We start from the raw sequence: 13,904 nt of genomic DNA on the forward strand, positions 1-13,904 counted from the left end.
CCGTTTGTGGGATCAGCCGCGACGGACCTTCGCGGTGAAGCCTGTCGCGGCTGGAGCCGCTCCTACGGGAGAGCGACCTGCATCCGGCGCGATTGCAGCGAACGCAGGCGATACAGCGCGCGCAACGCCGCCTAGCCGGTACGCCGCGTCTGCGCAGGCAGCGAGGCCACGACCGCCTGCGCCACCGCTTTCAGCGTCGCGTCGCGCGCGGCGCTGTCGACCGTGGCGCCATTGAGATAGGCGGTCAGCAGCAGCGGCGTGGGCCGTCCCGGCGCCCACACGATGGCGATGTCGTTGCGGGTATCGGTGCCGTTGCTGCCGGTCTTGTCGCCGATCTGCCAGCCCGCCGGCAGTCCGGCGCGCAGGCAGTCGTTGCCGGTACGGTTGTCGCGCATCCAGGCAATCAGGCGCTGCCGCGACACCGGCTGCAGTACGTCGCCGAGCAACAGGGCACGCATCGTCGCCGCCATCGCGGCCGGCGTGGTGGTGTCGCGCGGATCGCCGGCGACGAAGTCGTTCATGCCCGGCTCGTTGCGGTCCAGTTGGGTCTGCGTATCGCCCAGCGCGCGCAGGAAGCGGGTCACCCCGGGCGGGTCGCCGACCAGCGGCAGCAGCAGGTTGGCCGCGGTGTTGTCGCTATAGATCATCGCCGCACGGCACAGCTCGGCCACGCTGAGCGTGCCGCCGACATGGCGCTCGGACACCGGCGCATTCGCCAGCAGATCCGCCTTGCGCACGGGCAAGCGCCGCTCCAGGGCCAGCTCGCCGCGGTCGACCCGCTGCAGCACCGCCCCCGCCAATACAAATTTGAAGGTGCTGCACAGCGGGAAGCGCTCGTCCTGACGCTGTCCGCCGAGCGTCGCGCCGCCGCCGTCGAGCAGGCTCACGCCGAGCCGGCCACCACTGCGCCGCTCGATCTCGGCCAGCCGCTGCGGTAGCGTCGGCGCCGGATTTTTAGCGGTTTTTGCCTGCGCACCAGCCACGACCAGCAGGCTCGCGCCCATTCCCACGCCCTGCAGGAACCGTCGTCTCGTCAGCATCGTCCACCTCCGTCGGGAGACAGGATGATGGCCGCATTGACCCACCCCCACCAGCGAGGTTATTCAATCGTACCCATGAGCCGAATTGATACCTGGCGATGATCCGTCCGCATCTGCCGTTGAACGCCCTGCGCGCCTTCGAAGCCGCGGCGCGGCACCAGAACCTGACCCGCGCCGCCGCCGAGCTGTGCGTGACCCAGGCCGCACTGAGCCATCAGATCAAGCAACTGGAGGCGCGCCTGGGCGTGGTGCTGTTCCAGCGCCTGCCGCGCGGCGTGGCCCTGACCGACGAGGGCCTGCGCCTGCATCCGGTGCTGACCGAGGCCTTCGACCGCATCGCCGGGACGCTGCAGCGCTTCGCCGGTGGTCGCTATCGCGAGACGCTGAGCGTGGGCGTGGTCGGCACCTTCGCGGTGGGCTGGCTGCTGCCGCGGCTGGACGCCTTCCACGCCGCGCATCCGGACATCGAACTGCGCGTGTACACCCACAACAACCGGGTCGACCTGGCCGGCGAAGGCCTGGACTTGGCGATCCGCTTCGGCGATGGCGACTGGCAAGGTCAGCACGCCACCGCGATCCTGGATGCACCGTTCGCGCCGGTGTGCGCGCCGGCGCTGGCGCAACGGCTGCGCACGCCTGCCGACCTCGCCAGGACCACCCTGCTGCGCTCCTACCGGCTGGACGAATGGCCGCGCTGGCTGCAGGCCGCCGGCGCGCCCGAGGTGCTGGCCGGCGGTCCGATCTGCGATGCCTCGCTGACCCTGGCCAGCATCGCCGCGGCCGGCCACGGCGTGGCCTTGCTGCCGCTGCGGCTGTTCGCCCAGGACCTGGATGCGGGGCGGCTGGTGTGTCCGTTCCCGACCCGCATCGATCTGGGCCGCTACTGGCTGACCCGGCTGCGGTCGCGCGCGGAAAGCGACGCCGCCCGGCGCTTGCGCGAGTGGTTGCTGGCCGAGCAGGTGGCGCAGGCGAACTGAGCGACACCGCCGCAGCCGGATGTGGCGGCTCCAGGCACGTCGAGGCACTCCCGGCACGTACTTTGCTATGCCTACCAGCACGGTCTGACAAGGATGTGAAGAATTTGTGCAGTGCCGCTTGGCGGCCATGCCGGGGCCGAACTATGATCCCGGTCGCAGTCGCACTGTGCGCCGGGGATGGCGCTGACCGTTTCGGGGGAACCATGCTGATGAACCGTGCTGTCCTGACCACCCGTCCGGGCCTGGTCTCGCGTGACGTCGTGCTGGCGGCCGCACTGGCCTGCCTGTGCGTGCTGCATCTGGCCTACTTCCTGCGCGGCGGCGCCAGCGAATGGCATTGGGCGCTCAGCGCCGCCGGCCTGGCGCTGATGGCGCTCAAGGCCAGCCTGCGACCGACGCCGACCGCCCGCCCCTCGCTGCAGGGCCTGCGCTCGCGCACGCCGCTGGACTGGGCGGCGATCGCTGGCGGCCTGCTGGTCGTGGCCAGCGCCGCTGCCTGAGCGGCACGGGCCGGCGCCGCGCGCGTCGGCCGATGCGATCGTCCTCCTCCTGCACGGTGCGTCCGGCGCGCGCGATTGCGCCGGGCACGGCGTGCCACTGTCGCCAGCAGCGTCCTCGTGGGCCAGGCGCGCGCGCAGCCCTGGGCGCTGGCGCATGCGATGCAGGCGGGACTTGCCGTTGGCGGAGGCGATGCGGCGTCGGGGCTGAAGCCCCTTCCACACGGGTTACTCCGGCTCGCGCTCCGGCCTCGCCTGGAGCAGCGTGAAGGAGCGATTGAAGCCCCTCTCCCACCGGGAGAGGGGTTGGGGTGAGGGTGCCGCGGCACGCACGGCCGGCCACTCCGACTCCCCCGGCACCCAACCCTCATCCGCCCCTTCGGAGCACCTTCCCCCGAAAAGGGGGCCACGGTCCCGCAGGGAGAAGGAACCGCTGGCTCGACGTGGATCATCCGTGCTCGCCGGCACACACCGGCCCTGGCGAGATCCCAACGCGGCTCAGGCGCCGTCGATCAGCTCCATCCACGCCTGCTCGGCCTGCGCCAGGTCGCGCGCGGCGGCCTCGCGGTCGCGGCCCAGTACCGCCATCTTCTCCGCATCGGCGTAGTGCCTGGGATCGGCGAGCTGGCGGTCGAGTTCGGCCAGGGTCGCTTCCAGTTCGCCCACGCGCTTCTCGGCGGCGGCCAGCTTGTGCGGATTCGGCGGTTTCTTCGCCGGCAGCGGCTTGACCGGCGGCGGCGGGGTCGGCGCGGCCTCGGCCAGTTTCTGCTTGGTGCCCTGCGCAGCGGGGCGGGTGCGCAGCCACGCGGCATAGGCGTCGAGGTCGCCGTCGAACGGCTCGACCACGCCGTCGGCCACGCGCCAGAAGGTGTCGCAGACCAGGCCGATCAGGTGGCGGTCGTGCGAGACCATCACGATCGCGCCCTCGAAATCGCTCAGCGCCTCGGCCAGCGCCTCGCGCATTTCCAGGTCGAGGTGGTTGGTCGGTTCGTCGAGCAGCAGCACGTTGGGCTGCTGCCAGGCGATCAGCGCCAGCGCCAGGCGCGCGCGCTCGCCACCGGAGAAGCCGTCGACCGGCTCGAACGCGCGGTCGCCGGGGAAATTCCACTTGCCGAGGAAATCGCGGAACGCCTGGTTGCTGGCCTCCTTGTCGATCTCGCGCATGTGGTCCATCGGCGACTGGCCCTCGTGCAGCGACTCCACCGTGTGCTGGGCGAAGTAGCCGATGCGCAGGTCCGGGTGCGCCATGCGCTCGCCGGCGATCGGCGGCAGTTCGCCGACCAGGGTCTTGACCAGGGTGGTCTTGCCGGCGCCGTTGGGGCCGAGCAGGCCGATGCGCTGGCCGGCCTCCAGGCCGAAACCGACGTTGTGCAGGATCACCGCGTCGGCGCCGTAGCCGGCCTCGGCGTGGTTGAGGCGGATCAGCGAGAACGGCAGCTTGGCCGGCGGCGCCAGTTCGATGCGGAACTCGCGCTCGGCGCGCACCGCCTCGGTGCCGGCCAGCTTCTCCAGGCGCTTCATCCGGCTTTGCGCCTGCGCCGCCTTGGAGGCCTTGGCCTTGAAGCGGTCGATGAAGCTCTGCAGATGGGCGCGCTCGGCCTGTTCCTTCTCGTGCGCGATCTGCTGCTGGCGCAACTGCTCGGCGCGCTGGCGCTCGAAATCGGTGTAGCCGCCGGTGTACAGCTTGGCGCCGCCGTTGTGCAGGTGCAGGGTGTGGGTGGCGACGTTGTCGAGGAACTCGCGGTCGTGCGAGATCAGCAGCAGCGTGCCCGGGTACTTCAGCAGCCACTGCTCCAGCCAGTACACCGCGTCCAGGTCGAGGTGGTTGGTCGGTTCGTCGAGCAGCAGCAGGTCGCTGGGCATCATCAGCGCGCGCGCCAGGTTCAGGCGCACACGCCAGCCGCCGGAGAACGAGGACACCGCGCGGTGATGGGTCTCGGCCGGGAAGCCGAGGCCGTGCAGCAGCTTGCCGGCGCGCGCATCGGCATCGTAGGCGCCCATCTCGGCCATCTTGGTGTGGGCGGCGGCGACCGCCTCCCAGTCCTCGCGCGCGGTCGCCTCGGCCTCCTCGGCCAGCACCGCGGCCACCGCGGTGTCGCCGCCGAGCACGAAGCTCAGCGCCGGGTCCGGCAGCGACGGGGTTTCCTGGGCCACGCTGGCGATGCGCACCTTGCCGGGCAGGTCGACATCGCCCTTGTCGGCCTCCAGTTCGCCCTTCACCGCCGCGAACAGGCTGGACTTGCCGGCCCCGTTGCGGCCGACCACGCCCACCCGGTAGCCGGCATGCAGGGTGAGGTCGACATTGGACAGCAACAGCCGCTCGCCGCGGCGCAAGGCGAAATTACGTAGGGAAATCAAGGCAGGGCACTCGGCTAGCGAGGCCGAAGTGTAGCCGCTTCGCCCGCCCCGGCCCACCCGGGGCGGCAATGCGGCGCGGTCCGGCGCGGCGCGCGGGCCGCCGCGAAAACCCGACCCAGGTCCGTTTTTGTATACGCGCCCATGTGAAAAACGGATTTCAATCCGATGGCACACGCTGCACCGCAGCATCCACCCCGCCCCACCGGAAATCGCCAGACCCGCGCCAATCCCCCAGCCAGGAGTCTCCGCCCGATGACGCAACGCCGCCTCCCCCTCGTCCGTGCCGTCCTGCTCGTGCTCGCCTCCGGCAACAGCCTCGCCCAGTCCCAGCAGGCGCCGACCACGCTGGACAACATCATCGTCACCGGCACCCGCATCGCCGACCGCACGGTGGCCGAATCGCAATCGCCGATCGACATCATCGCGCCGGAGGCGCTGCAGGCCACCGGCGCCAGCGACCTCGCCAGCGCGCTCGGCAAGCTGCTGCCGTCGCTGAACTTCCCGCGCCCGGCGATCAACGACGGCAACGACGCGCTGCGCCCGGCGACCCTGCGCGGCCTGTCGCCGGACGCGGTGCTGGTGCTGCTGGATGGCAAGCGCTATCACACCACCTCGCTGGTCAACTACAACCCATCGGTCGGGCGCGGCTCGGCGCCGGCCGACCTCAACTCGATTCCGATGTCGGCGATCGCGCGCATCGAGGTGCTGCGCGACGGCGCGTCGGCGCAATACGGTTCCGACGCCATCGCCGGCGTCATCAACATCGTGCTCAAGCACGGCGCCAAGGCCGGCAGCAACAGCGTCGCGGTCAACGGCGGCATCATGGACAAGGGCGACGGCGCGCAGAACGGCATCGACGGCTCCTATGGCCTGGCCTTCGGCGGCGCGCCGGGCGGCGAGGCGCCGGGCTGGGTGCGGGTGTCGTGGAACTACCAGAACGCGATGAACACCAATCGCGCCGAGAACACCGACAAGGCCACCACCCTCGCCGGCGCCGCCAACCCCAGCTGGGTGCCCTACGAGCGCTACGGCGACCCGGCGGTAAAAACCTACCAGGGGCTGGTCAATTTCGGCTACGCGCTCACCCCGCACGTCGACCTGTACGGCTACGCCAACGTCAGTCGTCGCGAGGTGCTGTCCAACGGCTACTACCGCGCCTGGGACAACAGCGACCGCAACGTGCAGGCGGTCTACCCCAACGGCTTCCTGCCGCAGATCTACAACCCCTCCAACGACCGCGCCGCCGTGCTCGGCCTCAAGGGCAGCACCGACAGCGGTTGGACCTGGGACGTCTCCGCCGACTACGGCAAGAACGACGTCACCTTCGATCTGCGCAACACCATCAACACCAACCTGTACTGGAGCACCGGCGCCTCGCCGACGCGCTTCAACGCAGGCGGCTTCCGCAACGAGCAGAACGCGCTCAACGCCGACTTCAGCAAGTCCCTGGACTGGGGCCTGGCCTACCCGGTCAACCTCGCCTTCGGCGCCGAGTACCGGCAGGACAAGTACGCCGTGGTGGCCGGCTCGCCCACCTCGATCTACTTCGACCCGAACGCCATCAACCCGGACACCGGCGCACCGTATCCAGGCGGCTCGCAAGTGTTCCCCGGCCTGTCGCCGACCGTGGCCGGGCAGTTCCAGCGCCACAGCAAGGCGGTGTACGCGGACCTGGAAGCGGACCTGAGCGAGCGCCTGTCCGGCGGCGTGGCCGCGCGCTACGAGGACTACAGCGATGCCGGCACCACCCGCTCGGGCAAGCTGTCGGCGCGCTACCAGCTCAACGACGCCTTCGCCGTCCGCGGCACGATCTCCAACGGTTTCCGCGCGCCCTCGCTGGCGCAACAGAACTACGCCTCGGTGGTGACTCTGCCGGTGGACGGCGTGCTCAGCCAGATCGGCACCTACCGCACCTCCGATCCGGTAGCCATCGCGCTCGGCGCCAAGCCGCTGTCGCCGGAGAAATCCACCAACTACAGCATCGGCGCGGTCTGGCAGCCCGGCGGCGGCTTCAATTCCACCCTGGACCTTTACCAGATCCGCATCTGGGACCAGATCCTGTATTCGGACCAGATCTCGCTGGCCGTGCCGATCGGCCAGGTCAGCGCCGCGCAGTTCTTCGTCAACGGCGCCACCACCCGCACCCGCGGCGTGGACTGGGTGAACAACTACCTGCTCGACCTCGACCGCGCCGGCACGCTCAACCTGAGCTTCAGCGCCAACTACAACAAGATCGAGATCCTGGAGATCTCCGATCCGAACTTCGGCCGCGCCAGCCAGGGCCTGCTGACCGATGCCACGCCGCGCACCAAGTACGTGCTCAGCGGCGACTGGAGCCTGGCCGGCTGGACCCTGCACGGCGACGCCACCCGCTATGGCGCGATCACCCGCCGTGGCGACGAGGCCGACGGCAGCCAGGACCAGGGCTTCGCCGCGCGCTGGCTGCTGAACCTGTCCACCAGCTACGCCTGGCACGACCTGACCTTCACCGTCGGCGCCGACAACGTCACCAACCAGTACCCGACCCGGACCGCGCTGAACAACATCTACGACGACCGCCCCAACGGCCTGCAGTACTCGCCGCTGTCGCCGTTCGGCTTCAACGGACGCTACTGGTACGGGCGGGTGAGCTACCGCTTCTGAGCGCCCCTGGCGGGCGTCGCCGCGATGGGCGGCGACGTCTCGCCGCGCGTGACTCACGCGGCCAACAGGCCTATGCCGCAGCTGTCCCGGTGGGCGCGGACGCTACCGGGACGCTGTTCGTCCCTCGCCATTGCGGCCACCGTCCGCCCTCAGCGGACGGCGGCGCGCGGCGTTCTGCCGCCCCTTAGAACGCAATGGAATAAGAACATGCGCTTGCATCCTGCGACGCAGCACGCATGTTAAAAAATAATTAGACACCCCTGAGGACGCGGCCTGCCAGCCCTGCCGGTCGCCGCATGCCCCGCCTGCCGTTTCGGCACCTGCTGGAGTTTTCATGAACCGTCCGTTGTCGCTGCTGGCGAGCGCCGTGCTCGCCGCCCTCGCCGCCCCCTCCTTCGCCCAGACCGCGTCCGACGCACCGAGCACGCCCAGCACGCTGGATACGGTGATCGTCACCGGCACCCGCGTCAGCGATCGCACCGTCGCCGAGTCGCAATCGCCGATCGACATCATCACCCCCGAGGCACTGCAGGCCACCGGCACCTCGGAACTGGCGACCGCGCTGTCGCGCGCCCTGCCCTCGCTGAACTTCCCGCGCCCGGCCTTGACCGACGGCACCAGCGGCATCCGCCCGGCGCAGTTGCGCGGGCTCTCGCCCGACCAAGTGCTGGTGCTGGTCAACGGCAAGCGTCGCCACACCTCGGCGATGATCAACGTCAACGGCACCATCGGCCGCGGCGCCTCGGCGGTGGATCTCAACGCGATCCCGATCGCCGCGATCGAGCGGGTGGAAGTGCTGCGCGACGGCGCCTCGGCGCAGTACGGCTCCGACGCCATCGCCGGCGTGGTCAACATCGTGCTCAAAGGCGCCGGCGAAGGCGGCAGCCTGGCCGTGGAGCACGGCAAGTACTCGGCCGGCGACGGCGCCAAGTCGCAGCTCTCCGGCGACGCCGGGGTCGGCTTCGGCGACGGCCGCGGCAGCCTGCACGTGGCCGGGCAGATCAGCCAGCAGGACGCCACCAACCGCGCCGGCCCCTACCAGGGCACCGCGCCGAACACCGGCAACTATCCCGGCATCGGCCAGACCACCTTCGTCTACGGCGACCCCAAGGTCGACGCCACCGCGGTCTCGGCCAACGGCGAGTTCCGCTTCAGCGACAACCTCACCGGCTACGCCACCGCGATCGCCAGCAACCGCGACATCACCTCGTTCGCGTTCTACCGCTCGCGCAACCACAACGGCCAGACCGCGCTGCTGGCGCAGGTCTATCCGGACGGCTACGTGCCGCAGATCGAGCAGTACTCCAAGGACCGCTCGCTGGTCGCCGGCCTGAAGGGCAGCACCGCCGGCGGCTTCACCTGGGACGTCAGCTACAACTACGGCTACAACAAGGTCGACTTCCACACCGCCAACAGCATCAACTACAGCCTCGGCGTCGACAGCCCGAGTCGCTTCTACGACGGCGCGCTGGAGTACACCCAGAACGCGGTCAACGCCGACTTCACCCAGCCGCTGGAGTGGGGCCTGGCCTATCCGGTGACGCTGTCCTTCGGCGCGGAGTACCGCCAGGAGAAGTGGAACCAGTCGCCCGGCGAGCCGGCCTCGTACACCGGCACCACCGGCGGCGCGCAGGGCTTCGCCGGCTTCGCGCCGCTCAACGCCGTGCATTCGGACCGCCACAACTACGCGGTGTACGCGGGGCTGGAAGCCGACCTCACCGACAAGTTCTCCGCCGGCCTCACCGGCCGCTACGAGGACTACTCGGATTTCGGCAGCAAGACCTCCGGCAAGCTGTCGGCGCGCTACGCGTTCACCGACAAGGCGGCGCTGCGCGGCACCGTCGCCAGCGGCTTCCGCGCGCCGTCGCTGGCGCAGCAGCAGTACCAGGCGGTGACCAGCAGCTACATCAACGGCAGCTTCTTCGAATCCGGCACCTTCCCGGTGAACAGCGCCGTGGCCCAGGCCCTGGGCGCCGCGCCGCTGAAGGCCGAGACCTCGCTGTCCTACAGCCTCGGCCTGGTGCTGCAGCCGGTCGAGCGCCTGTACCTGACCGTGGACGCGTACCAGATCGAGATCGACGACCGCATCCTGCTGTCGTCCAACCTCAACGATGCGGCGGTGCTGGGAAAGCTGCGCCAGCTCGGCTACAGCAACGTCACCAGCGTGCGCTACTTCAGCAACGCCGCCGACACCCGCACCCGCGGCGTCGACGTGGTCGGCACCTACAGCATCCCGCTGGCGGCCAGCACGCTGGACCTCACCGCCAGCTACGGCTACAGCAAGACCGACATCACCCATGCGGTGACCCAGCCGCAGGCGCTGGCCGCGATCGGCTCGACCCAGACCACGCTGGGCCGCGACGAGATCGGCCGCCTGGAAGACAGCTACCCGAAGGACAAGCTGATCCTCAGCGGCACCTGGAAGCTGCCGAAGTGGGATCTGAGCCTGGCCGCCACCCGCTACGGCGAGTTCACCGTGCGCAACTCGGCCACCGCCGCACGCGACCAGACCTACGGTGCGGACTGGGTGGTCGACGCCTCGGCCAGCTTCAAGCCGAGCACGAACTGGACGCTGACGCTGGGCGCGGACAACGTGTTCGACCAGTACCCGGACAAGACCGCCAACCTGATCAACTCCACCTACGGCATGCTCCCGTACAGCAACTACTCGCCGTACGGCTTCAATGGCGCCTACGTGTACGGGCGGATCAATTACCGCTGGTGATCGCATGCGCGGGCATCGATTGCGCCTGCGTTGAACGGCATGACGACGGCCCGGGTTTCTCCGGGCCGTTGTTGTTGTTGGGGCGGGGATTTGGGATTCGGGATTTGGGATTCGAACTTCACGTTTCCGCCGGCATAGGCTGTGTTGTAGGAGCGGCTTCAGCCGCGACGTTCACCGGTGGCGCGTCGCGGCTGAAGCCGCTCCCACGAAGAACGAGATTTACAAAGAACGAGATTCGCCACACTGGCATCTTTCCGGCTCCTCACCCCAGCCTGCAGCGTGAGGTTCGATCTCGCCGAAACAGGCGACCGAGCGCATCGCTCGCCGCAGCCCGCTCGCGCTTCTGCAACGCAACGCCATTGCCCCTTGTAGGAGCGGCTTCAGCCGCGACGCTCTATCGGTGACGTGTCGCGGCTGAAGCCGCTCTTACAGAGACAGCGGCATGCGTGCGAGATGCTGCGCGCGTGCAACCGCGACGCGCCCAACACCGTGCTCTGCCCCGTACCGCACAGCCAGCATCCTGCACGTCGCGCTGCGAAAACGCCGCAGCGCCCGCGCGCAGGCACCGCCGCGTGCCCCACGTCCGTGCGCATCGCCGGCATTTTGTCTACACGCCCGGAAAATCCCGGGATTGGCGCTGCCGCAACGCCTGCAGCGGTGGTTTCAATTGCAACCTCGGCATCAGGCTTAACGGAATATTGACTCCATTGACATCAACCGGTAATCCCTAGGTCGCGTCGTCGCATCCGCCAGGGGACAGGGGAGTGCGCATGCAGCGGCGCCTCCCCCCACTTCTGGAGCCGCCTCCCCCATGACGCGCACGCTCACTCCGCTCGCCCACGCCGTCGCCCTGTGCCTGGCGACGTCCGCCGTTTCAGTCCACGCGCAGAACACCGGCAACGCGCAAACGCTGGACACCGTCATCGTGACCGGTACGCGTGTGGCCGATCGCACCGTCGCCGAATCGGCTTCGCCGATCGACATCATCTCGCCGGAGACGCTGCAGTCCACCGGCACCACCGAACTGGCCACTGCGCTGTCGCGCGCGGTGCCCTCGCTGAACTTCCCGCGCCCGGCGATCACCGACGGCTCCGATGCCGTGCGCCCGGCGCAGTTGCGCGGGCTCTCGCCGGACCAGGTGCTGGTGCTGGTCAACGGCAAGCGCTACCACACCACCGCGCTGGTCAACCTCAACGGCGCGCAGGGCCGCGGCTCCTCGCCGGCCGATCTCAACACCATTCCCATCGCCGCGGTCGAACGCATCGAAGTGCTCCGCGACGGTGCCTCTGCGCAATACGGTTCCGACGCCATCGCCGGCGTCATCAACATCGTGCTCAAGGGCAGCGGCACGGGCGGCAGCCTGGCCGGGCGCTACGGCAAGTACAGCGCCGGCGACGGCGAGCAGTACCAGCTCTCCGGCGATGCCGGCCTCACCTTCGCCGAGACCGGCACAGTGCACTTTGCCGCGCAGGCCGGACACCAGGACCAGACCGACCGCGCCACGCCGTACCAGGGCCAGGTGCAGCAGCGCTACGGCGACCCCGACGTGGACCAGGGCGCGGTCTCCTACAACGGCCAGTACAGCCCGGCCGACTACATCACCTTCTATTCCTACGCGATGCTCAGCCGCCGCGAGGTGCTGTCCAACGGTTACTTCCGCTGGTCCGGCGACAACCGCAATCGCCCGGAGATCTACCCCGACGGCTTCCTGCCGCAGATCTACAACGTCAGCAAGGACGTGTCCTGGGTCGGCGGGGTCAAGTCCAGCACCGCCGGCGGCCTGGCCATCGATCTCAGCTACAACTACGGCCGCAACGACCTGAGTTTCGACGTGCGCCACAGCCTCAACAACAGCCTCGGCCTGGCCAGCCCCACCGAGTTCTACGCCGGCGCGCTACAGGTCACCCAAAATGTGCTCAATGCCGACTTCAGCAAATCGCTGGAAGTCGGACTGGCCTACCCGCTGACCCTGGCCTTCGGCGCCGAGTGGCGCGGCGAGAAATTCAACGAATCGCCGGGCGCGCCGGCGTCCTACGTCAACGGCGGCATTCCCTCGGCCAACGGCACGCTGCTGCCGGGCGCGCAGGTGTTCGCCGGCTTCAAGCCCAGCGACTCCGGCCACTACGATCGCAACAGCTATTCGGCCTATCTCGACCTGGAAGGCGACATCACCGACAAGTTCTCCGCCGGCCTGGCCGGGCGCTACGAGAATTACAGCGACTTCGGCGACACCGCCACCGGCAAGCTGTCGCTGCGCTACGCCTTCAGTCCGAAGGTCGCGCTGCGCGCCACCGTCTCCACCGGCTTCCGCGCACCGTCGCTGCAGCAGCAGTATTTCCAGTCGGTCGCCACCAACTTCATCAACGTCGCCCAACCCGACGGCAGCATCGCCGCCACACCGTTCGAGATCGGCACCTTCCGCACCGACAACCCGGCGGCGATCGCGCTCGGCGCCGAACCGCTGAAGGCCGAGAAGTCCAAGAACTACGGCCTGGGCCTGGTGCTGCAGCCGGTGGACGCGCTGTACATCACCCTCGACGCCTACCGCATCGACATCGACGACCGCATCGTGCTCTCGGAGAACCTCACCTCCACCGCCGTGCGCAACTACCTGCAGGGCAACGGCTACGCCGGCATCGGCGGCGGCCGCTATTTCACCAACGCCATCGACACCAAGACCCAGGGCGTGGACGCGATCGGCACCTATAAGCTGGCGCTGCCCGCCAGCAGCCTCGACCTCACCGCCGGCTACAACTACAACAAGACCGACATCGAGAAGATCGCCGGCAACCCGGCGGTGCTGGAAGCGATCGACCCGACCGCGGTGCGCATCGGCCGCGCCGAGATCGGCCGCATCACCCGCGGTTCGCCGCGCGACAAGTTCTTCCTGAGCAGCGTGTGGTCGCCCGGCGCCTGGGCCTTCACCGCCACCGCCACGCGCTGGGGCGAATTCACCGATTTCGGCACCACGCCCGCTGCCGACCAGACCTACGCGGCCAAATGGACCCTGGACCTGTCGGCGGCCTACACCCTGGGCCGCTGGCGCGTGACCGTCGGCGGCGACAACGTGCTCAACGAGTATCCCGACCGCTCGCGTGCCGGCGCCGGCACCCGCACCTATCTGCCGTACAGCACGTCCTCGCCGTTCGGCTTCAACGGCGCCTTCGCCTACGCCAACGTCAACTACAGCTGGTGATGCATTGCGGCGGCGGTGTCCCGGCACCGCCGCCGCCACGTTCATCGCAGACAACGCCGCGACCCCATGTGCGCCAGGTCGGTCGCGATGGCGTGCGGCGCTACGCCGCTGACGCAGGAATCGGATGGGCACCAACGCAGCGGTGACGAAGCGTCGGCAAAGCGCGCGCTCATCAACCTCGTCCCCGTTCGGCAACGCATCGCACTCGCGCCGTCGTCCGTTCGAACCATGCGTTTGCAGCGGCACTCCGCCTGATCGCGGCCGGCAGCGACGCGCAGGGGCGTCAAACATTCGCCGCGCGATTCGAGCGCATCGTGCCAAGCGACTGCACCCATCGCGTCACGTCGGTGATGGCCATCTCAGACACGGCACGACTCGTGATCGCATTCGACAAACGCCGGGCAACGGCGCGGCGGATTTTCCCCACGATGCAACTCGCTCGCCATCGACAGCGGCATTCGGCATCAC

7 protein-coding genes are annotated in these 13,904 nt (G+C 69.1%); 5 read left to right on the plus strand and 2 right to left on the minus strand.

Features of this window, described 5'->3' with window-relative positions; translation table 11 throughout:
- Positions 1 to 131 precede the first annotated feature (131 nt).
- Positions 132 to 1,040 carry a class A beta-lactamase gene (gene bla / locus PIQ37_RS15140; RefSeq protein ID WP_342074070.1) on the minus strand — a complete coding sequence of 303 codons (909 nt, stop codon included), beginning with the start codon at positions 1,038 to 1,040 and terminating at the stop codon, positions 132 to 134.
- 98 nt (positions 1,041 to 1,138) lie between these two features.
- Between bla and ampR the strand changes: the two genes are divergently transcribed.
- Both ampR and PIQ37_RS15150 read left to right on the plus strand, forming a co-directional pair.
- The gene (gene ampR / locus PIQ37_RS15145; RefSeq protein WP_342074071.1) at positions 1,139 to 2,017 is read left to right on the plus strand and encodes a LysR family transcriptional regulator AmpR; all 879 of its coding nucleotides are present in this window, start codon (positions 1,139 to 1,141) and stop codon (positions 2,015 to 2,017) included.
- 209 nt (positions 2,018 to 2,226) lie between these two features.
- Positions 2,227 to 2,517 (plus strand): hypothetical protein, encoded by a 291-nt coding sequence (locus tag PIQ37_RS15150; protein WP_242004261.1) that lies wholly within the window; start codon positions 2,227 to 2,229, stop codon positions 2,515 to 2,517.
- A 495-nt stretch (positions 2,518 to 3,012) separates the two neighbouring features.
- Here PIQ37_RS15150 and PIQ37_RS15155 read toward each other — a convergent pair whose 3' ends face one another.
- The gene (locus PIQ37_RS15155; protein ID WP_267105640.1) at positions 3,013 to 4,872 is read right to left on the minus strand and encodes an ABC-F family ATP-binding cassette domain-containing protein; all 1,860 of its coding nucleotides are present in this window, start codon (positions 4,870 to 4,872) and stop codon (positions 3,013 to 3,015) included.
- Between the two features lie 252 nt (positions 4,873 to 5,124).
- Between PIQ37_RS15155 and PIQ37_RS15160 the strand changes: the two genes are divergently transcribed.
- The 3 genes from PIQ37_RS15160 (at position 5,125) to PIQ37_RS15170 (ending at position 13,436) form a co-directional block, all read left to right on the plus strand.
- Complete coding sequence (locus PIQ37_RS15160; protein WP_342074072.1) at positions 5,125 to 7,515, plus strand: TonB-dependent receptor plug domain-containing protein; 2,391 nt, start codon at positions 5,125 to 5,127, stop codon at positions 7,513 to 7,515.
- A gap of 334 nt (positions 7,516 to 7,849) precedes the next feature.
- Entirely contained in the window at positions 7,850 to 10,240 is a 2,391-nt protein-coding gene (locus PIQ37_RS15165; protein WP_342074073.1) for a TonB-dependent receptor plug domain-containing protein, read from the plus strand.
- An 811-nt stretch (positions 10,241 to 11,051) separates the two neighbouring features.
- Positions 11,052 to 13,436, plus strand: coding sequence for a TonB-dependent receptor plug domain-containing protein (locus PIQ37_RS15170; protein ID WP_342074074.1), 2,385 nt, complete (start codon positions 11,052 to 11,054; stop codon positions 13,434 to 13,436).
- Positions 13,437 to 13,904: the final 468 nt, after the last annotated feature.

Source organism: Xanthomonas protegens, assembly GCF_038442435.1.
Classification (GTDB): domain Bacteria; phylum Pseudomonadota; class Gammaproteobacteria; order Xanthomonadales; family Xanthomonadaceae; genus Xanthomonas_A; species Xanthomonas_A sontii.